The organism is Collinsella sp. CLA-JM-H32 (genome assembly GCF_040098165.1).
In the GTDB taxonomy this organism is placed as follows: domain Bacteria; phylum Actinomycetota; class Coriobacteriia; order Coriobacteriales; family Coriobacteriaceae; genus Collinsella.
Genome location: NZ_JBBNMZ010000017.1, coordinates 1 through 20,898 on the forward strand (window position 1 = coordinate 1; position 20,898 = coordinate 20,898).

17 protein-coding genes are annotated in these 20,898 nt (G+C 58.2%); 12 read left to right on the top strand and 5 right to left on the bottom strand.

All coding sequences use genetic code 11. The features are described 5' to 3' along the window. Positions 1 to 191: 191 nt before the first annotated feature. A complete protein-coding gene (locus tag AAA021_RS09075) occupies positions 192 to 659 on the bottom strand; it encodes a hypothetical protein (RefSeq protein WP_148331335.1) in 468 nt (155 codons plus the stop codon). Between the two features lie 277 nt (positions 660 to 936). Between AAA021_RS09075 and AAA021_RS09080 the strand changes: the two genes are divergently transcribed. Next, entirely contained in the window at positions 937 to 1,368 is a 432-nt protein-coding gene (locus tag AAA021_RS09080; RefSeq protein WP_055310182.1) for an Hsp20 family protein, read from the top strand. An 82-nt stretch (positions 1,369 to 1,450) separates the two neighbouring features. Here AAA021_RS09080 and AAA021_RS09085 read toward each other — a convergent pair whose 3' ends face one another. Continuing rightward, positions 1,451 to 2,260 carry an MBL fold metallo-hydrolase gene (locus AAA021_RS09085; RefSeq protein WP_349088959.1) on the bottom strand — a complete coding sequence of 270 codons (810 nt, stop codon included), beginning with the start codon at positions 2,258 to 2,260 and terminating at the stop codon, positions 1,451 to 1,453. A gap of 48 nt (positions 2,261 to 2,308) precedes the next feature. Here AAA021_RS09085 and tilS point away from each other — a divergent pair, with 48 nt between their 5' ends. The 5 genes from tilS (at position 2,309) to AAA021_RS09110 (ending at position 8,997) form a co-directional block, all read left to right on the top strand. Next, complete coding sequence (gene tilS / locus AAA021_RS09090; RefSeq protein ID WP_349088960.1) at positions 2,309 to 3,847, top strand: tRNA lysidine(34) synthetase TilS; 1,539 nt, start codon at positions 2,309 to 2,311, stop codon at positions 3,845 to 3,847. Between the two features lie 147 nt (positions 3,848 to 3,994). After that, the gene (gene hpt, locus AAA021_RS09095; protein ID WP_022093938.1) at positions 3,995 to 4,543 is read left to right on the top strand and encodes a hypoxanthine phosphoribosyltransferase; all 549 of its coding nucleotides are present in this window, start codon (positions 3,995 to 3,997) and stop codon (positions 4,541 to 4,543) included. Between the two features lie 61 nt (positions 4,544 to 4,604). After that, complete coding sequence (ftsH, locus tag AAA021_RS09100) at positions 4,605 to 6,683, top strand: ATP-dependent zinc metalloprotease FtsH (RefSeq protein ID WP_349088962.1); 2,079 nt, start codon at positions 4,605 to 4,607, stop codon at positions 6,681 to 6,683. A gap of 142 nt (positions 6,684 to 6,825) precedes the next feature. After that, entirely contained in the window at positions 6,826 to 8,010 is a 1,185-nt protein-coding gene (locus AAA021_RS09105; RefSeq protein WP_196025543.1) for a pyridoxal phosphate-dependent aminotransferase, read from the top strand. Positions 8,011 to 8,175: 165 nt separating this feature from the next. Beyond that, complete coding sequence (locus AAA021_RS09110) at positions 8,176 to 8,997, top strand: phosphatase (RefSeq protein ID WP_349088964.1); 822 nt, start codon at positions 8,176 to 8,178, stop codon at positions 8,995 to 8,997. Between the two features lie 78 nt (positions 8,998 to 9,075). On the opposite strand, the gene rlmD is transcribed toward AAA021_RS09110, so the two are convergent. Then, complete coding sequence (gene rlmD, locus AAA021_RS09115) at positions 9,076 to 10,290, bottom strand: 23S rRNA (uracil(1939)-C(5))-methyltransferase RlmD (RefSeq protein WP_349088990.1); 1,215 nt, start codon at positions 10,288 to 10,290, stop codon at positions 9,076 to 9,078. Between the two features lie 572 nt (positions 10,291 to 10,862). Here rlmD and AAA021_RS09120 point away from each other — a divergent pair. The 4 genes from AAA021_RS09120 to AAA021_RS09135 all read left to right on the top strand — a co-directional run bounded on the left by AAA021_RS09120 (position 10,863) and on the right by AAA021_RS09135 (position 15,519). Then, positions 10,863 to 11,723: a transporter substrate-binding domain-containing protein gene (locus tag AAA021_RS09120; RefSeq protein ID WP_349088965.1), complete on the top strand. Its 861-nt coding sequence runs from the start codon at positions 10,863 to 10,865 to the stop codon at positions 11,721 to 11,723. Beyond that, positions 11,723 to 12,376, top strand: a complete 654-nt coding sequence (locus tag AAA021_RS09125; RefSeq protein ID WP_099432382.1) for an amino acid ABC transporter permease — start codon at positions 11,723 to 11,725, stop codon at positions 12,374 to 12,376. The genes AAA021_RS09120 and AAA021_RS09125 overlap by 1 nt, the downstream gene beginning before the upstream one ends. Next, positions 12,369 to 13,133, top strand: coding sequence for an amino acid ABC transporter ATP-binding protein (locus AAA021_RS09130; RefSeq protein ID WP_349088967.1), 765 nt, complete (start codon positions 12,369 to 12,371; stop codon positions 13,131 to 13,133). The genes AAA021_RS09125 and AAA021_RS09130 overlap by 8 nt, the downstream gene beginning before the upstream one ends. 310 nt (positions 13,134 to 13,443) lie before the next feature. After that, positions 13,444 to 15,519 carry an elongation factor G gene (locus AAA021_RS09135; RefSeq protein ID WP_349088969.1) on the top strand — a complete coding sequence of 692 codons (2,076 nt, stop codon included), beginning with the start codon at positions 13,444 to 13,446 and terminating at the stop codon, positions 15,517 to 15,519. A 129-nt stretch (positions 15,520 to 15,648) separates the two neighbouring features. Here the strand turns inward: AAA021_RS09135 and AAA021_RS09140 are convergent, their stop codons facing one another. Next, the gene (locus AAA021_RS09140) at positions 15,649 to 16,632 is read right to left on the bottom strand and encodes a DNA/RNA non-specific endonuclease (protein ID WP_349088971.1); all 984 of its coding nucleotides are present in this window, start codon (positions 16,630 to 16,632) and stop codon (positions 15,649 to 15,651) included. 477 nt (positions 16,633 to 17,109) lie between these two features. On the opposite strand from AAA021_RS09140, the gene AAA021_RS09145 reads away from it, so the two are divergent. Continuing rightward, complete coding sequence (locus AAA021_RS09145) at positions 17,110 to 18,804, top strand: ATP-binding protein (RefSeq protein ID WP_349088972.1); 1,695 nt, start codon at positions 17,110 to 17,112, stop codon at positions 18,802 to 18,804. Positions 18,805 to 19,100: 296 nt separating this feature from the next. On the opposite strand, the gene AAA021_RS09150 is transcribed toward AAA021_RS09145, so the two are convergent. Beyond that, positions 19,101 to 19,979 carry an ATP-dependent sacrificial sulfur transferase LarE gene (locus AAA021_RS09150; protein ID WP_271740471.1) on the bottom strand — a complete coding sequence of 293 codons (879 nt, stop codon included), beginning with the start codon at positions 19,977 to 19,979 and terminating at the stop codon, positions 19,101 to 19,103. A gap of 173 nt (positions 19,980 to 20,152) precedes the next feature. Between AAA021_RS09150 and AAA021_RS09155 the strand changes: the two genes are divergently transcribed. Continuing rightward, a complete protein-coding gene (locus tag AAA021_RS09155; protein ID WP_349088974.1) occupies positions 20,153 to 20,803 on the top strand; it encodes an HAD family phosphatase in 651 nt (216 codons plus the stop codon). Positions 20,804 to 20,898: the final 95 nt, after the last annotated feature.

Sequence of the window (20,898 nt, forward strand, 5' to 3'; positions counted from 1 at the left end):
TAAGCCCCATCGCGCCGAGAGTACTGCGGGGTCAGCCCGTGGGAGGCCAGGGCGCCGCTGACCGGTGGACGGCACCGAGCCGTCATCGAACTTGGAAGGGGGAGGCCTCGCGGCCTCCCCCTTTTTTGCGTTTATGGGGCGTAAATGACTCTATTACACCAGACGATCTTATCGTTTTTGGTATTGAGCCTTTATTTAAAGAAGATAAATCGAATAACAAGGGCAACTGCTATGGCCACAATGATCAAAAGCAGGATTGTCAGTCGATGCTGCTTGCGTCGTTTACTTGATGAAACGAAGATTGATTTTCCCTGTTTTGGCGTTTCGAGATAGCGAGCCGAATGCGTCAAGGTTTGCTTTGGTCGAGGACCTCTTTGTTGATGAGTGGCGGATGCTTTCATCGGCTCATCACTAGCTGCGCTGTTTTTAGATAATGGTGCGTCTTTCAGATATACAGGGTCTCCCGAGGCGACGCCCATATGTTTACGCCCCGTTTGGGCATCCTCGAGTGTTTGATATCGATTTCTCGTCACATACTCGGGCTCCGGATCATTAATGGGCTCTTGCGAGATGTGGGGACGATGGAACCGTGGCGGCTGCGTGGAAGTATCTTCCCCCTGCGTCGGCATAAACATTTTGTTCTGGTTTTGGTCGTCCATGATGCCCTTTAGCTCGTTACCAACAACGTGTACGCGCTCATTGTAAGCCCCTTGTTATTTGTAGCTGGGGACATACTCGGTATTTAAGCTCTGGTTCAAAGAACCTTAACCTTCCTAAAACCTAAGTCATACGCACTTAGATATGCTTATAGTACTGGACTCAAAAAACTTTATAGTCGATGTATATATGAGCACTGGGTGGGCATATATAAGAGCGTCAAAAGAAGTCCCAGTCACCTGGAAGATGACTCGGCAGTCCTATAAAGGAGTGGTAAACATGGCAAGCATGGTTCCTTATCGTTCGGTTTTTGGCGTTCGTCCCTCTGCAAGCTCGCTGTTCGATCTGTTTGATGATATGAGCGACCTAGCGAACAGCTCGATTGCCTCTAAGGCGTTCCCCGTTGACGTTGAGGATAAGGGCGATGGCTATGAGGTCAAGGCTTATCTGACCGGCGTCGCCAAGGACGATATCGATGTCGAGCTTAACGAGGGCCGTCTGTCCATTAGCGTGAATGTCGAGGAAGACGAGGAGAACGAGGGCAAGAACTTCCTGCAGAAGGAGTTCAGCTCGTACAGCGCGACGCGTGGCGTGTATCTTAAGGACGCTTCGAGCGAGGGCCTCTCGGCTAAGTACGCTGACGGCATCCTGACCGTTACGGTTCCCAAGATCGTCGAGAAGAAGAACGTTACGAAGATCTCCATCGAATAACTTCGTTGGTGTTCTTCGCTATTAAAAGACAACAAAAGGGGCTGGGAAGCGATTCCCGGCCCCTTTTGTTGTTTAGGACAGTCTATTGAATGGTTGCCGGTTGATACTGACTCGCAGGGCGTATCGAGAGTTTTCGCGATCCTTGGAGAAGGGTTGCGGAGCTGCCGACCTCGTCATCCAGGGTTGCGGCCAGAGCTTTGGCATAGCTTTTGACGGTAAGGCTCGGACGATTGTTATCTTGGCTGATATGCATGGCAATGAGCTGTTCGGTGCGATCGGTAACAAGTTCGCGCGCGGCTTCGGCGGCTTGGCCATTGGAGAGGTGTCCCCTTTCAGACAGGATGCGCTCCTGAAGAAAGCGGGGATATTCTCCCTCGCGCAGCATGGTCACATCGTGGTTGCTTTCGAGTGCGAGGACTCGACAATCTTTGAGGGTGTTCATGGCTTGGCTCGATAGCTCTCCGGTGTCGGTGGCAAAGCCGATGGAATCATCGAGGGTGTCGAATCGATAGCCGACTGGATTGATGACATCGTGTGATGTTGAGTAGGTTTGCGCGTGGATGCCGGCAATGGATAGGGTGTCACCGGGGTCGAATTCCTCGACAGGCAGATGCGAAAGATTTTCTTTGCTCGAAAGTGTGCCCCTACTGGCAAAGAGGGGACCGTGCCAGTGCTTGCACCAGACATCGAGACCCTTGATGTGATCGCTATGCTCATGAGTAATGAGAAGAGCCGAGACGTTGTCTGCCGAGAGTCCCAGTTCTGCCATGCGCTTTAATGTCTCGCGGCGAGAAAGACCGTCGTCAATCATGATGAGCCCCCGGGGGCCTTCGATGAGCGCGCAGTTGCCTTTTGAGCCGCTGCCAAGGATATGAAGGTGCAGACGAGACATAAGATTCCAAAGGATACAATGGGTGCGGACGAATAGAGGAGGAAGCAAATGCCTACGGTATCACAGCATTACGGACGCCATGCCGTGCCCGGGGCAGTCGATGAGACCCGAACGAGGCAGCAGGCTGCTCCTGTCGTGCTCATGGTATCAGGCGGCGCGGACTCGACGGCACTGCTTCTTATGGCGTGCACATCAAAGCTGGATATCCAAGACGGGCGCGGTGTTGCCCCCATTGCTCGCGAGCGCCTGCATGTGCTGCATGTAAACCATCATCTGCGCGGCAAGGCGTCCGATGGCGACGAGGCCTTTGTGCGTGAGCTCTGCGCGAAATATGGTTTACCGCTGTGCGTGGAGCACGCTTATTTTGATGGGGAGTCGGGCAATATTGAGGCCGCGGCCCGCGAAGTGCGCTATGCCGCGGCGCGGAGGTATGTTCGCGAGCTCTGCGCCCAGACTGGGGCACCGCGAACGGCGGCTCGTATCTGCACCGCGCACACGTCTTCGGATCGCGCGGAAACGTTTTTGATGAACGCGATTAAGGGTTCGGGCCCCGCTGGCCTATCGAGCATTCCTCGCCGGAGGAATATCGTGGTACGTCCCTTGCTCGACCTAACTCATGGCGAGCTCGTGGGCTATCTACAGGTACATGGTCAGCCGTGGCGTGAAGACGAGAGCAATGAGGATATCTCGTATCTGCGAAACTACGTGCGCCATCGAGTAATGCCAGTGGTGGTGCAGCGCAACGCGAGCGTCTGCAAGACGATTGGCGCCGCCTGCGAGATCTTAGGCGATGAGGACGCGTTTTTGTCTCAGCTTTCGGCACAGGCGTTTCGAAGCTGTTTGCGCAAAGAGGCAGCGGGTGCGCTGGTGCTCGATGCCAGGCGCCTGGCTGCGGCCGAGGTGGTAATCGCGCGGCGCATCGTGCGACTGGCGATTAAGCGCATCGATCCGGACGCTCGTCCCGAGATGCGACATGTGGAGCGAGTCCTTTCCTGCGTTGCCGAGGGCACCGGCTCGGTCACGCTTCCGGCGGGGATTGACGCACGCATTGAGTTTGGCATGCTGGCGTTTAAGGCGCCGGCGGCTCGCGAGGGCCTGGTCGCGGGCTGGGTTACCGTACCCGGTCGTTTGCCGTTGGGCGGGGGACGTATGCTGGTCACAGAACCGATGGCTGTTGAGCCGGGATGCGATATCGTGCGCCGCGCCCGTGAGCTTGCGGCTGCCGGGGAAGTGACAGCTTTGGTAGACGCGGCTGCCCTGGGTTTTGCCGACAGCGATAGTGAGCGGATCCTGGCGGGCTCGCGTGGCGAGATCCCTGCCGAGGCGCGATTGGCGCGCCTGTGGGTGGACGGTCCCGCGCCGGGAGACGTGATGTGCCCGTTAGGGATGAGTGGCCGAAGCAAGAAAGTATCCGATTTGCTAGGTGAGGCTCGCATTCCCGTTTCCGAGCGCGCCGGCGTGCCCATGGTGAGGACGGCGCCGGGGGGTGCCGTGGTGTGGGTCGCCGGAGTTCGCGCGGACGAGCGTTTTAAGTGCACGGCCGCAACGCGCGTGGCATATCTGCTCCGCGTGGTCGATGCGGAATAGCGTCCCACGCCTGCTATTCTGTGCGACGTTGACGGTATTCCCGCGCTGATGGCGCACGGGCTGGTAAATTTACCCCGTGCGCTGCTAGAATGTGTAGTTCGCGTCCATACGGCGGTGTGTGGGCGATAAGCACAAGAAAGGGTTGTCATGGCTTCTCAACATCCGGATATCGAGAAGGTTCTGTTTACGCAGGAGGATATCGACGGTATCGTCTCTCGCCTGGGCGAGGAGATTACGCGCGACTACGCGGGTAAGGATCTGGTGCTGATTGCGGTCCTGCGCGGCGCCGTGGTCTTTATGGGCGACCTGATGCGTAAGATCGAGCTGCCGACCAACATCGATTTCATGGCTGTTTCGAGCTACGGCGACGGTGTGAAGTCCTCGGGTATCGTGCGTATCATTAAGGACCTGGATATCGACATCCGCGGTCGCGACGTGCTGATTGTCGAGGACATTCTGGACTCGGGCCTGACGCTCAAGTATCTGATGAAGAACCTCGAGAGCCGCAAGCCCGCTTCTCTGGAGGTCGCCGCCTTCCTGTGGAAGGACGTTGAGGACCGCGTCTCGGCCATCACGCCCAAGTATGTTGGAACCCATTGCCCCGATGCCTTTGTGGTGGGCTACGGCCTCGACTATGCCGAGCGCTATCGCAACCTTCCGTATCTGGGCATTTTGAAACCGGAGGTTTATTCGTAAGATGCCCGACGACCGTAACGACAACAATTCCCAGACTCCCCGGGACCCAAAGATCCCGGGGATGCCCGGAGGCAAGAAGCCCACGCGTACGGGCTGGCTGTATTTTCTTTTGGCTTGCGCGCTTCTGGGCTATGCCTTCTTTAATATGGGTTCCGGCTTTGCCAGCTCCAGCAATACCGTTAAGCTCGCGACGAGCGAGATGGTCAGCGCCATCAAGCAGGATTGCGTCGAAGATCTGACCTATACGGTTCAAGACGGAAGCGTGACGGGTCATTACTGGAAGACAAAAAAGGACAAGGGCGATACGAGCGAGCTCAAGAGCTTCTCTTCGACCTATGTCGGCTCCGATTCGCTTGCCGAGCTCATGGCGGAGCACCCCGATACCAAGTACATCGTCAACACCAACGATCCCGATTTTTGGGGCGACTTGGCGATGAGTGTGCTTCCGACGATCGCCCTTATCGCCATCATGTTCTACTTTATGCGCCAGATGATGGGCGCCAACAACAGGAACATGCAGTTTGGCAAGACCAACGCCAAGACCAACGAGGCCACACGCCCCAAGGTCAAGTTTGAAGACGTTGCCGGAGTGGACGAGGCAGTCGAGGAGCTCGAGGAGATCCGTGACTTTTTGAGCGATCCGGATCGCTATCGCAAGCTGGGCGCCAAGATCCCGCGTGGCGTGTTGCTGGTTGGCCCTCCGGGCACCGGTAAAACGCTGCTGGCCAAGGCCGTTGCCGGCGAGGCGGGCGTGCCGTTCTTTAGCATCTCGGGTTCCGACTTTGTCGAGATGTTCGTAGGTGTCGGCGCCAGCCGTGTGCGTGACCTCTTTAAGGAGGCCAAGTCCCAGGCCCCGTCGATCATCTTCATCGATGAGATCGATGCCGTGGGACGTCAGCGCGGAGCTGGCTTGGGCGGCGGTCACGACGAGCGCGAGCAGACGCTCAACCAGCTGCTGGTCGAGATGGACGGCTTTGAGGAAAGCGAGTCGGTCATCCTGATCGCTGCGACCAACCGTCCTGACATCCTGGATCCGGCATTGCTGCGTCCCGGCCGTTTTGACCGTCAGGTTACGGTCGACCGTCCGGATGTGAAGGGCCGCGAGCAAATCTTGCGCGTGCATGCCGAGAACAAGCCGATGGACGAGGACGTTAAGTTTGAGAAACTCGCCCAGATGACCGTTGGCTTTACTGGCGCCGATTTGGCGAACCTGCTCAACGAGTCTGCGCTGCTGGCTGCCCGCCGCCATCGTTCCGTGATCTCGATGGACGAGGTCGAGGAATCGATGGAGCGTGTGATTGCCGGACCGCAGCGCAAGGGTCGCGTGATGACCGAGGCCGAGCGCACCACGATTGCCTACCACGAGAGCGGTCACGCTTTGGTGGGCCACATCCTGGAGCACTCCGATCCGGTCCACAAGATCTCGATCGTCAGCCGCGGTCAGGCTCTGGGCTACACGCTGCAGCTTCCGCAGGAGGACCACTTCCTCAAGACCAAGAACGAGATGCTCGACGAGCTCGCCGTGTTCTTGGGCGGTCGCGTTGCCGAGGAGCTCATGTGCGATGACATTACGTCGGGCGCGAGCAACGATCTGGAGCGCGCAACCAAGATGGCGCGCGAGATGGTCACGCGCTTGGGCATGAGCGAGGAGCTGGGCACGCAAGTGTTTGGCGAGGCGCAACATCAGGTGTTCCTTGGTCGCGATTACGCCGATCACCAGGATTACTCCGAGGAGACGGCGCGCCGCATCGATATCGAGGTTCAGCGCATTATGCGTGAGGCCCATCGTCGTGCGGTCGAGATCCTGGACGCCCGTCGCGATCAGCTCGATCTGATGGCGAAGGTGCTGCTTGAGCGCGAGACCGTCGAAGGCGACGCCGTGAACGCCCTGCTCGACAACGAGTGGGATGCCTACCTTGAGCGCGAGGGTGATATCCTGGCGGCCAAGGAGGAGCGCAATGCCAAGGCGGCCGGCATGTCGACCAAGAAGCGCGCGCCTCGTATGAGCGAGGAGGAGCTGGCGGCTGATGCCGCGGCCTTTGCGCAGGCGGCCATGCAGGAGGATGCCGAAGCCGCATCCGATGGTGCTGACGATGACCATGCCGTCAATGCCGGTGCCGACACCGACGCCGACAAATAGTCCTTGTAACAAAAGCCTCCGCGGGGAAACTTGTGGAGGCTTTTTCTTTTGAGCGATATGGGGTCGTCTGTCCCCAATCAACATTGCTGCGGCACTTTGCTCGGCTAAAGCGTACAATAGCGCCTATGCGAAAGGGGAACAGATGATCAACGAAACTATGTATGCTCGCGGCGCGGAAAGCTCCATCATCCGTGAGATTTTTAGCTATGGCCTTGAGCGCAAGGCGCAGATCGGTGCGGAAAACGTATTCGATTTTTCGCTGGGCAATCCGAGCGTTCCGGCGCCCGCTGCTGTGGCTGAGTCGATTAAGAAGGCCCTGGAGCTGCCGAGCGACCAGCTGCACGGCTACACGCCCGCACCGGGCCTGCCGCAATGTCGTGCCGCTGTGGCCGAATCGCTCAACCGCCGCTTTGGCACGAGCTATGAGGGCAAAGACGTATTTATGACGGTGGGTGCCGCGGCTTCGCTCACCTGCACGCTCAACGCCGTTACGAACCCGGGCGACGAGGTTATTGTTATCGCCCCGTACTTTCCGGAGTATCGCGTTTGGATTGAGAAGGCCGGCTGTACGTGTGTTGAGGCGCTCGCCGATGAAGATACGTTCCAGCTGAGCGTGGACAACGTGCTCAAGGCGATCAGCGATAAGACGGCGGCCGTCATCATTGACTCTCCCAACAATCCGACCGGTGCCGTATATACATGCGACACGCTGACGCGACTGGCCAATGTTCTGCGCGAGGCCAACGCTCAGCGCGATCCCGAGAATCCGATTATGCTCATCTCGGATGAGCCGTACCGCGAGATTGTGTACGGTGCCGAGGTGCCTTGGGTGCCCTCGATCTACGAGCACACCATCGTGTGCTACTCGTATTCCAAGTCACTGTCGCTGCCGGGCGAGCGCGTGGGGTGGATCTTGGTTCCCAACACCAATCCGCAGGCTGCCCGTCTGATGCCGGCTGTTGCGGGTGCTGCCCGTACGCTAGGTTTTGTATGCGCACCGGCACTCTTCCAGCGCGTAATCATCGATTGCATCGATGAGCCGAGCGATGTCGAGGCCTATGCGCGCAACCGCACCGCGCTTACCGACGCACTAGCGGAGTACGGCTACACCTATGTTGAGCCGGATGGTGCATTCTACCTGTGGGTGAAGGCGCTGGAACCCGATGCGAATGCGTTTTGCGAGCGTGCAAAGAAGTATGAGTTGCTTGCGGTTCCCTCGGACAGCTTTGGTATGCCGGGTTGGTTCCGCCTGGGCTATTGCGTGAGTTACGAAACGATTATCAATTCGCTACCCGCTTGGAAACAGTTGGCGGACGAGTATCGTTAAAAGTAAAGCGCTCTGCCTACAATGTTTTACGTGAAACGTGGTTTGGTGTTAAGCCGGACCCCGTTGTCATGGACGTTGTGTCTTTGGGATGGAGTGGTTTTACGACTATCGAAGGCTATGCGTACAATGAATATAAGCGACGGCCGTGCCAGATAAGGAGACCTGATGCCCTACCTGCTTTCTTGTGACATTCATACCCATACGATGTTCTCTGCGCATGCATATTCGACCATTGAGGAGAATGTGTACTGGGCGGCAGAGCGTGGCCTGCAGGTGCTCGGATCTGCCGACCATTTGAGCTCTATGGTTACGGCTTGCCCCAATGACCTGCGCAGTTACCAGTTCTTTATCAACCAGGATATCTGGCCGCGCATTTGGAGCGGCGTGCTGGTGCTGCGTGGTGCCGAGGCCGATATCGTTTCGCTGGACGGAAGCCTGTTTGGCGAGGACACTCCTGTCACGCTCGATATTGCCGGCGATTCGTACAGCCGTCAGCATTCGCTGTTCGATTTGGTTACGCGTAATTTGGATTATTTGGTTGCGAGCGTGCATAATCCGCAGATTGCTGAAGGCGCGACGCTGGCCCAGACGACCGAGATGTATATCAATGCCCTGGAGTACCCCAAGGTGTTCATGCTGGGTCACACGGGACGTTCGGGCGTGCCGTTCGATATCGACGAGGTGCTGTTGGCAGCTAAGGCCAAGCACAAGATTATCGAGATCAACAACCATAGTCTTGAACACGGTGTCGACACTGAGCATTGGGCCGTATGCCGCAAGATCGCCGAGCGCTGCGCCGAGCTGGGCGTGGGCATTGGCGTGTCAACCGATGCCCACATTGGCATGGCCATTGGCAAGCTCGATCACGCGCGCAAGATGCTCGACGAGATTCACTTCCCGCTAGATTTGATCGTGACGCGCGACCGTGAGACGCTGCTGCGCGAGATGGCGGCAGCCGGCGTGTGCGATCTGCGCAATGGGATGTAGCGGAGTTTATAAACCAAGCGAAGGGGGCGGCCCAGGCGGGTCGCCCCCTTTCTTGTCCCAAAAATCTACTGAGGTTGGTTAGCGGCGTTCGAGGACCGCTACGGTTTCGGTGTGGTCGGTGTGAGGGAACATGTCGACGGGCGTGATCTTGAGCAGGCGATAGCCTCCGTCGAGGAGCTGGTGCAGGTCGCGCTCTTGGGTCACGGGGTTGCAGCTGATATAGGTGATGCGGCGCGGCTTAAGTGCGCAGGCAGCTTCGAGGAACTCGGGCGTGGAGCCGGCGCGCGGCGGGTCGATGGAAAGGACGTCGACGCGCTCGTTGTTGTCGGCGGCATCTAGGATGTAGTCGGTGGCATCGTCGGCCATAAACCAAGCACTGCGGATGAGGCCATTGAGCTCGGCATTGCGGCGTGCGTCGGCAATGCCCGCCGGGTTGCGCTCCACGCCGAGCAGCATGATGCCGATCCCCTTGTTCTGGGCATCTTTAGCTGCGCAAAGACCGATGGTACCGCTACCGCAGTAAGCATCCATAAGCACATCGCCCTGGTGCAGATCCATGCCGTCAATCGCGAGCTGATAGAGCAGCTCGGTCTGCTGCGGGTTGGTCTGGTAGAACGCGGTGGGGGAGATGTCGAACTCGCAGCCGAGCAGCTGGTCGCGCATGCACTCGGCGCCATATACAATGCGGGTTTCCTCGCCGAGGATGGCGTTGCCGGGACGTCCGTTGATGTTTTGGGCGACGGTGACGATGTGCGGATTGAGTGCGACGACAGCCTCAAAGAACTCCTGCGCATGCGGCAAGTCGCGCTGAGCGGTCACGAGCGTGACCATGACCTGGTCGGTATGCCAACCGCAGCGGACGACGGCATAGCGAAGCAAACCAAGATGCTTGTCCTCATTAAAGGCGGGAATATGCAGCCGTTCAGCTTCGCGTGCGATGCCGTTGAGAATCTGACGGGCGCCCGGTGCCTCGACGGGGCATTCGGGTACGGCAACGATCTTGTGCGTGCCGCGCTCAAAGAAACCGCAACGGACAGCGCCCTCCTTACCGGGAGCAAAGGGAGTGGCGGCCTTATGGCGAAAACCGCGCGGCGCAGGATATTTGCCCGGGTCGCCCAGGGTGACACCCATGCCACGAATAGGATCTACAGCAATGCCCTCACGCTCACAAAGCGAAGCAAAAAGCTCCTCCATAGCAGCCTGCTTAGCTGCCAACTGCTTTTTATAAGGACGATTGAGCGCCGTGCATCCGCCACAAGCTCTCATGATGGAACAGGGAGACTTGGGATCCACAGCCTTACGCGCAGGCGAAACCGGATCTTTATGCGGACGCTTGGAGCGAGTCTGAGACGCTTTGTCTCCGCCTCGACGAGAGTCAGAACGCTTGGTCTTAGCCCTGCTCTTGGTCGATTTGCTTTTTGCAGCTTTAGAAGACTTGGATTTCGTAGAAGATTTCTCCTCCTTCGACCCCTCAACCGCCTCCACCAAAGCACGACGAGCCCTACGCTCCGCACGAGATTCTGCCATCAATAACTCCACTTATTCATGAATTAAAGCTGTAAGTATTGTACCGTGCCAAGCCAGCAGACGATATACAAGCGGTTTATTCGTGTCAGTGATAAGCCCAACGACGGTTGCCCGCCGCGTGAGGGGTGTGGGGGTTAAGTTTATCGCGAGTTCCGCACGAACAGGAGGCCACTTAATGTGGCCTCCGTCGTGAGCAGGACTGTAGAGCAGGAAACTTAACCCCCACACCCCTCACGCGGCGGGCAAACTCGCCTTGTACTCTATCAAGGTAAAGTGTATGATTCTGAACGTTACACGACTCACTTTACTTAACTAAAGTGCCACCAAGGGGGAATACCATGAATACCGATATGTCTCGTCGTCAGTTTGTTGGTCTAGCCGGCTCGCTCGCCACGGTGCTTGGCCTTGGTCTTGTCGGTTGCGGCGGTGGTGCCGGCAAGGGCTCCGCTGCTGGCTCTGCCGCGGCCAAGGATGTGAAGGGCGCTGCGGAGTCCAAGAAGCTCGTGGTGGGCTTTGATAAGTCCTATCCTCCGTACGGCTTTGTGGGCGACGATGGCGAGTACACCGGCTTTGATCTCGATCTTGCCAAGGCTGTTGCCGATAAGCAGGGCTGGGAGGTCAAATACGAGGCCATCGATTGGGATGCCAAGGACACGCTGCTTAACTCGGGCGCCATCAACTGCATCTGGAACGGCTTTACCATGGAGGGCCGTGAGGACGACTACACGTTCGCCGAGCCGTACATGCTCAACGAGCAGGTGCTGGTGGTCAAGAAGGATGCGGGCATCAAGGGCTGGGACGATCTTGCCGGCAAGACTGTGATTACCCAGACTGATTCCGCTGCGCAGGACGTGCTTGAGGGTGACCAGAAGGATCTGGCAGCGACGTTTGCCACGCTCGACACGATCGGCGAGTACAACACGGCCTTTATGCAGCTCGAGAGCGGCGCGGTCGATGCCGTGGCGTGCGATCTTTCGATTGCCCAGTATCAGCTTGCCGCCAAGCCCGATGCCTATACGCAGCTTGATGAGCCGCTGTCCAGCGAGCACTACGCCGTTGGCTTTAAGAAGGGCGACACCAAGTCGGCCGATGCTGTAGCCGAGTCGCTCAAGGCGCTCTACGAGGACGGCACGGTCAAGGACCTGTGCGACAAGTATTCAAGCTATGGTCTATCTTTCGATAATTGGGTGCTCAAGTAATGTCTATTCAAGTCATGATGCAAATGCTTGGCCAGGGATTCTTGGTCAGTTTGCAGTTGTTTGTGCTGACGCTGCTGGGGTCGATTCCGCTGGGAATTCCCGTGGCGTTTATGCGCATGAGCAAAATCGCGCCGCTTCGCTGGATTGCGCGCATCTATATCTCGGTCATGCGCGGTACGCCGCTCATGCTGCAGATGTTTGCCATCTACTTTGCCCCGTACTACGTGTTTGGCATTTCGCTCACGCCCGATTCCAAGTGGACGGCGTGCGTCGTGGCGTTCATCATCAACTACGCCGGTTACTTTGCCGAGATCTATCGCTCGGGCCTGCAGTCCATTCCGCGCGGTCAATACGAGGCCGCCGAGGTGCTGGGCTACTCGCGCCTGCAGACGTTTCTGTATATCGTGATGCCGCAGGTCGCCAAGCGTATTCTGCCGGCGATGGGCAACGAGATCATCACGCTGGTCAAGGACACGTCGCTGGCGTTTGCCATTGGCGTGGGTGAGATGTTCTCGACGGCCAAGGCGCTGGTCGCCTCGCAGGTGAGCATGGTGCCGTTTGCGATCGCGGCGCTGATCTACTGGGTCTTTAACTTTGTGGTCGAGATGCTGCTGGGCGCCGCCGAAAAGAAGCTGGACTATTATCATGACTAACTCAGTGATGAAAATCGAAAACGCGCGTAAGGCGTTTGGCGGCAATGAGGTGCTCAAGGATATCTCGCTCGAGGTAAAGCGTGGCGAGGTCGTGGCGATTATCGGGCCTTCGGGTGGCGGCAAGTCCACGCTGCTGCGGTGTGCCACGCTGCTCGAGACACTCGACGGAGGCTCGCTCTCGTTTGGTGACCTTGCCGTTGCGACGGATGCGGGTTCGGGCGCGGTCTATGCGAAGGGCGATGTACCCAAGCAGGCGCGCTCGCGATTCGGCCTGGTGTTCCAAAATTACAACCTGTTCCCGCACTATACCGTGATGAAAAACATCATCGACGCGCCGATCCGCGTGCTTAAGCGCCCGCGCGAGCAGGCGGAAGCTCGTGCGCATGAATTGATTGCTCAGATGGGGCTTGTGGGCAACGAGAACAAGGTTCCGTGTGAGCTTTCGGGCGGTCAGCAACAGCGCGTGAGTATTGCCCGCGCCCTAGCGCTCGACCCGGAGATCCTGTTCTTTGACGAGCCGACCTCGGCACTCGATCCCGAGCTGACGGCCGAGGTGCTGCGTGTCATTAAAGACCTTGCGGCGCAGAATATGACGATGGTGATCGTGACCCACGCAATGCAGTTTGCGCGCGATGTTGCCGATCGTGTGGTCTTTATGGATGGCGGCCGCATTGTCGAGGAGGGGCCTGCCGATCAGGTTATCGACCATCCGCGCGAGCAGCGCACGCGTGAGTTCTTGAGCCGTATCGAGGGGTAGGCTCAGGTATTTACTCAACTATTAATTGAGGCGAAGCCGCCGCAGGTCTTACGGTCTGTGGCGGCTTTTTGTTTGCATCGACGGGGTTCAATAATCGCCCCACAAGCTTGTCTCTTCCTCTCGCCGCCTGTATTCATACGTGTGCCGAAAGGTATGCATGGACAGCCGCCCGTGAGGGTAGGGTGGTGGCATAGGACATTTGGAGGGTGAGTCGGCTCGGCTGCCGACCATGCTGCTCCCGGGATGGCACCGACCGCGAACTCTCCCCGTTGGCGTCGCGCATTGCGCGCGGCCCTGCAAGGAGGTCATCATGGGTGCTCCCAAGACCGGTAACGTAAGGAACGTGGTGCTCGTAGGCCAAGGCGGGGTGGGCAAGACTTCACTCGCCGAAGCCATGCTCCACCTTTCCGGCAAGACCGCCCGCCTGGGCGGCCACGACGGCACCAAGCCCACGCTCGACTATGACCCCGAAGAGGTTAAGCGTTCATTCTCCATCTCGACGACCATCGCGCCGATCGACTGGAAGGGCGCGCGCATCAATGTGCTCGATGCCCCGTGTTACCCCGATTTTATCGGCGACGCCTTTGCCGCGATGAGCGTCTGCGAGACGGCTCTGTTTGTGGTCGACGCCGAGGCCGGCCCGCAGCCTACGACGGTTAAGCTCTGGTATGCCGCCGAGGACCTGCGCCTGGCGCGTGCGGTGTTCGTAAACCGCCTGTCGCGCTCCGAGGCCAGCTTTGCGACCACGATGGACCTGCTGCAGGAGCGCTTTGGCACGCGCCTGGGCGCCGTGACCCTTCCCTGGGGCGAGGGCGAGGACTTTGACGGCATCATCGACCTGGTGCGCATGAAGGCGCGCCATTGCAACGGCACCGAAGCCGTTGAGTCGGAGATTCCCGAGGAGTATCGTGCCCAGGCCGAGGAGGCCCATGACCATCTGTGCGAGCTGGTGGCCGAGGCTGACGACGAACTGATGATGAAGTACTTGGAAGGCGAGGAGACGCTGACGCAGGAGGAGCTTGAGGGCTTGCTGTCGAAGGCGATTGCCGAGCGCATCTTTGTGCCGGTCTTTGCGGGCGATTGCATTAAGGAGCAGGGCGTCAACTCGCTGATGGACGACATCGCCACGTACTTCCCGGCGCCGACGGACTACGGCGAGATGCCGCTCATCGACGGTGATTCGCTCAAGATTTCGAGCGACGATGACCGTCCGGTGGCCTTTGTGTTTAAGACGCTGGCCGATCCGCAGCAGGGCCGCATCAGCTTTATCAAGGTGCTGACGGGCACGCTTGAGCCGGGTCTTGAGCTGATCAACGCGCGTACCCGCAAGAGCGATCGTCTGGCTCACCTGTATGTGATGTGCGGCCGCGACATGACCGAGGTCGGTCATGCCTATGCCGGTGACATCATCGTGGCGCCCAAGCTGGCTGCCGAAACGGGCGATACGCTTTCCATTACCGGTAAGGTCGAGGCTGCGGCGTTTAAGTTCCCCAACTCGCAGTACCGCATTGCCATCGAGGCCGAGAATCGCGGCGACGAAGAGAAGCTCTACACGTTTATCGAGAAGGCCTGCAAGGCCGATCCGACCATGAGCATCGACCGCGACGAGGAGACTGGTCAGACCATTATCTCCGCCGTTGGTGAGGCGCAGGTTTCGGTGCTGCTCAACCGTTTGGAGGATCGCACCAAGGTCGTGGCAAAAAGCGTGCCGATCCGCATTCCGTATCGCGAGACCATCCGCCGCACGGCGAGTGCCCAGGGCCGCCACAAGAAGCAGACTGGCGGTGCCGGTCAGTACGGCGACTGCTGGCTGCGCGTGGAGCCACTCATTGGACCCGACGGCACGAGCGATGGCTATGAGTTTGTAGACGAGGTCGTGGGTGGCCGCATCCCGCGCTCGCTCATCCCCGCCGTGGACAAGGGCGTCCAGGAGACCATGAAGGACGGTATTATTGCCGGCTATCCGCTCACGGGCATTCGCGTGGCTGTGTACGACGGCTCGTATCACAGCGTCGACTCCAACGAGATGGCATTTCGCGCGGCGGCTCGCATCGGCCTGCGCAAGGCATGCGCCGATGCCGACCCGGTGGTGCTGGAGCCCATCGAGGAAATCACGGTGACTATCCCCGAGAGCTACGCCGGCGCCGTGATGGGCGACATCTCGGCCTCGCGCGGTCGCGTGACGGGCATGGAGACCGATGAGCGCGGAGACACCGTGGTCATTGCCCAGGCGCCGCTGGCAGAGCTGGCGGATTACTCGACGCGCCTGCGCTCTATCACGCGCGGCACGGGTGACTTTACCATGAAGCCCGCTGGCTACGAGCAGGTTCCCTATGACGTTCAGGCCAAGCTGGTCGAGCGCTATGAGGAGGGTCGCGCCAAGTAGCGTGCGATTTTGCCTGCAATGTAGGTGCTGACGAAAAGGCCACCCTGGGTAACCGGGGCGGCCTTATTTGATTCCTTGGGGACGGAGGAAAACGGATCATTTTTTGGGTTACGGGCAGCTTGGTCGGCCCTAAACTCCCGAGGTCTGATTGCGGCCGGTGGCGTAGTCGATCTGCACGTGCGGCTGCAGGTTGTAGCAGTATACGTGGAAGCAGAGGGTCTTGCCGTGGTCCTCGACCGATTGCGCCTCAAGGCGCACGCCACGGCAGACAAGTTCCTCTTCGTTATACATGGGCGTGACACGGTAGAGCACATGGTTACCCGTATCGCGGATGTAGCCGAGAATCTGCTCTTCAAACGGCAGCATGCCCGTCTCGTTGAGATAACGCGTGCCGGTGAGGAGATTCTTGCGGTTGGCGTTTTCGCCGCAGAGCGACCAGGCGATGAGGTGGCAGCGGTTGTAGAGGCTCTGGCCCGGAATAAAGTCGTAGCGCTGCTGGTGCCAACCGGCGGGGTGGATGCGCGAGATATCGCCGCGCTCGCCTTGACCAAGTGATTCGGGGCCCACGCAGGCGAGCGCTTTGCGGGTGCGGCCCAAGCTGTCGAGCTTGGAGAACTTCTTAAAGCAGCCCTCTTCGGTGGCGCGCTCGTATTCATCGAGCGTGAATGACGGCGTGCCGAGCGGGTGCGTGCTGTCGGCGCGCAGAGCAACGTAGGGGTTGCCGGCGTAGTCGGGAATGCTGCTGAGATATACGCCGCGGGCGCGGTCGAGATCGGGGTTTTCGACCTCGTCGATGGGGGTAGCGGTACTGTCGGCGGAGCCGTCGTCACCGGTGTCGGTTGCGGCGGAATCGGAGCCATCGCCAGAGGCTTGGCTATTTTGAGAGTCCGAGGAGCTCTCTGTTCCCGATTCGAGTCGGGCAACCAGGTCTGCCTCGTCGTCGGTGCGGCTGGGACTCTCGTTTTGTTTCTCGGCCAGAGCTACCGCCTGCTCATCGCTTTGCGGCGACAGCAGCTTGGGCGCTCCGTCGAGCGACCCTGTGAACAGCGCAAACCCCAGCACCACGGCGGTGCCGATGGAAAGTACTTGCTTGTAGGCGGACTTGCGCGACATGAAGGCTCCTGGATAGACGGTTGGGAATCTACCAGTCTAGCAGGAGCCGGCAGGGGCCGTTCTGTCGAACAAATACTCAAGATTTTGGGGCAAACGCTGCTGGTTCATTTGCCTCATATGGAGCTGCAGCGGTTATGCATGTGGGGCTATTCGGAGTTTCCCCAGATAAAACCTACCAAAATAAACCTGTCCCTTTTTTGGCAGGCTAATCGTGAGTTATTTCACCGCAACTTAGGGCACGGTTAGGAAGTGTGCACCTTAAAGAGCGGAGCCCTTGATTAGAGAGATTGCGCTCGTCTCTCTAAATATCTCTTTAAAGAGAAGGTCAGTTAAAGAGATAGCATTAGGCAATCTAGCAGTGAATTTGATGCATCTCTCTAAATTTCTCTCTAAAATAAGGTGCTATCTCTCTAAAGTTAGAGAGATATACTTTACTTTAGAGAGATAAATCTATCGTTTTAGAGAGACGGAATGCCAATGCTGCTGGATGAACCTCTTGGCCTTATCGTTGAGCGCCTTCGCAGGCGGGGGACTGATGACGCATCGGTAGAAGTTAAAGCCTGCACGAATAAATTGAGCGCAGACGTATGGGAGACAGTGAGCGCTTTTGCGAACACTGCGGGTGGACTCATTATTTTGGGCCTGAACGAAGCCGAAGGGTTTGTTCCTTCGGCTAACTTTGCTATCGATAGGGTGCGCGATCAGTTTGTTTCGGGTATCGGAGACGGAGGCTCAGCGGCAGTGGTGACCCATGCGCCGCGGTACGAGCTTGATCGAGGCGAGGTCGACGGGCTCCAGGTGCTTCTGGTGCGCATCTTTGAACTTGAGCTTAAAGCGAAGCCTTGCTATATCGGCGCGCGCGGCGTGCAGAACGGTAGCTACAAGCGCGTGGATGATAAAGATATCAAGATGTCACCTGCTGAGCTATATGAGCTGCAGAGTGCGTTGCTTCCGAGCGATGCAGACGGCACGGTGGTTTCGGAGGCAACGGTCGAGGATTTGGATCCAGATGTCGTGCGGTCTATTATCGCAAATCGCCGGCTGCAGACCCCGCGCGTTTTGCGCGGGGCCGATACGCTGGAAAAGCAGCTGGTCAGACTCAATATCACTACAAAGGATGGTGCCGTGAAGCTCGCGGGGCTTCTGTCGGCGGGAATTTACCCCCAGCAGTTCTATCCAAAACTGATGATCGATGTCGCCGTTCATTCCGATGTGGAAAAATCTGCACCCGGGCAACCCCGGTTTATTGACCGCCAGTTGTGCGATGGCCCGATTCCGGCTTGCATCGAAGATGCCCTTGCCGCGATTGGACGAAACTTGCGCAAAGCGACGATAGTGCAAGGCGCTGGCAGAAGGGAGGATTGGGAAGTTCCCCAGGAGGTTTTGCGCGAGGCCTTGGCAAACGCCTGCATCCATCGAGAATATTCGCCCATGTTTGTGGGGCAGGCCGTGAGTGTCGATATCTATCCAGACAGAATAGAGATCAAAAACCCCGGTGGGCTTTGGGGCGGAAAGACGGTGGACAATCTTGCAGACGGGGAATCGCGCTGCCGAAACCCAAAGCTCATGAGCCTAATGGGGGCGACGCCGTTAGAGCATGCCGAGGGGGCCGTTGCAGAAAGCCAGGGATCTGGTATCCCGGCTATGATTCGCGAGATGGAGTCTCGTTCGCTTGGAACGCCGAAATTTATCGTTAAGGCCGATTCGTTTACGGTGCTGCTTTCCCGGCACGGGGCGGAGCTTGCTGAAAACCGCACGTGGATTCAGAGCCATGTGGGCACCGAGCTGACGGATCGCGAAGAAACATTGCTCATGTTTATGCGGGAGCATGGGTGCGTATGCGATGTTCAAAAAATACGAGAGGCCCTGAAGTGGGATTCGGATGACATTCGCCTGATCTGCGGGGACCTTGTAGATAAACATGCCCTGTCAAAATGCGGCAAAGACACGTTCGAAATTATCGATAGGAACAGAGAACCGTCAGCTTCGACGGCGGATAGGATCCTGGAGGCTCTCAGCGCCGAAGTGGATATGACGGCGCGAGAAATAGCGGTTGCATCGGGGGTCAGAATTTCGTCTGTCCGTTACCATCTGCCAAAAATGGCGGATAAAGGGCTCATCGAAGTAATGGGTTCATCGACGAGTCGTAACCGCCGATATCGGAAGAAGTAGATGCAGCCGGGTCGCCTCTCTAGTGTCTCTCGAGGCCAGATGGGTGTTGGAGGGGCGATTGTCTCGCGATATTTCCCCAGATAAAACCTGCCAAAATAAACCTGTCCCTTTTTGGCAGGTCAGTTAACGCAGTCCAGGTTGAGCATATGCGAGCGAGCGGGCTTCGGGTGCGGTAAGGTGACGTGAAACAAGCGGGCGCTGACCTTTTGGTCGCGCCCGTGAAGTTGAACGTCAGATTGCCGTGCCCGGAGCCCGCGCAGCGCCGAGCAGTTACGCCGTTTGTAAAACGGCGTAATCTAAAGGTTCATGTTGCCGTGGATGTAGGGGGTGACCTCGGGGGAGATATGGTCGCAGCCCAGCTCGCGCAGCGCGGACTCGATAACGGCGGGCAGCGGGGTTTTGCCCTCGGCATCGACGGCGTTGCCACCGAGGGCAGCAATCTTGGCGACATCTGCGGGTGCGGCCTCGATATGCATGCAGCCGCCGATCAAGCGCGCGCGTACCTGTGCCAGATCAAGATTGTGCAGGTAATCCTCGCAGGCGCGGATTAAATCGACCTTCTCGCGCGTAAGCTCCTCGCCCGTGGGGACGCGGGTGGCAAGACATGCTCCCGCCGGCAGGTTCCAAACGGGATAGCCCCATGCGCGCAGCAGCTCGCGCTCTTCGTCCTTGGTAAAGCCGACCTCCATAAGGGGTGAGCGTACGCCGAGCTCTTCTGCCGCACGCATGCCGGGGCGGTAGTCACCGCGATCGCTTGCATTGCTGCCATCGATGACGGTGGGAAAGCCGAGCGACTTGGCGTGGTTGACGATGGCGGTAAAGCCGGCGTGCTTGCAGTGGTAGCAGCGATTAGCATCGTTGCAGGCTACTTGGGGGAGCTGCAGCTGATCCACCGAAAGATTGAGCACGGGGAGCTTAAAATGCGGCCCCTCATTGGCCTGCCCATCAACGGACTGCTCAAACGAAGCCTGCTCGGGCGTGCCGATGAGCGGCGTGGTGAGATGGACGAGAAGAGTATTGGTAGGCATGACGCGGGCGCATACGGCGGCCAAAAAGCTGCTGTCAACGCCGCCGGAAAACCCGATAGCCACGCGCCCGTATGCCAAAAGCAGCTGCTCGAGCGCCGATAGCTTGTCTTGAAGCTCCTCTGCGGGTGCCGTGGTGTCTAAAATCATGAAACGTTCCTTATCGTTGAGTACTCGATCGAAAACTATAATCCTAATGCGTTACTTGCCATAAGACTTCTATCTGTGTAACGAAAGTGCAATATGGTATATACGTTATATACAAGTTGCCAAATGCGGTAGAGTTGCAGCAACGCGACAGCGAGAGTCGATGGGGGACCGATATGATCAAGGCTGTTATTTTTGACACGGATGGAACGCTGGTCGATACCGAGCGTTTGGGGATTAAGGCCTGGAAGGCAGGCGCCGCTGAGCTGGGGCTCGCGATTGATGAAGCGCTGATCCATCAGTTTATCGGCCGCACGCTGCCCGATGTTATGGACATCCTCGATAAGCATTATGGCAGCCACGAAACCACCGAGGCGATCTATCGTCGCCACAAGGAGATTCGCGACGAGATGGTCAAGACCGAACTGGAACTTAAGGCCGGCGCCGCCGAGTGCCTAGACGAGCTGCTAGCTGCGGGCTATCACGTGGGCCTAGCGACGTCGTCGCGCCTCGTTACGGCCGAGCGCAACCTTAAGATGGTCGGTCTTTTTGACAAGTTTGAAACGGTAACGTGTGGCGAGGACGTCGTGCACGGCAAGCCCGACCCCGAGATGTATCTGCTCGCCTGCGAGCGTGCGGGCTTTGCCCCCGAGGAGTGCGCCGTGGTCGAGGATTCGCGCAATGGTTGCGTCTCGGGCATCACGGCCGGCTGCCACGTCTTTGCCGTCCCCGATATTGTGCCGCTGCCGCAGGACGTGGTGGATGGCTGCGAGGCCGTGCTCGATACGTTGTTCGACCTGGCGGCGGCAATCAAGACTGTGCGCTAGAAAATTGCGGCGTTGAAACGAGCGATTGCTCACGTTTGCGCTTAAGCAAAAGGGGTCCGGCAATGGTCGGGCCCCTTTTGCTTAAGCGGCGACTT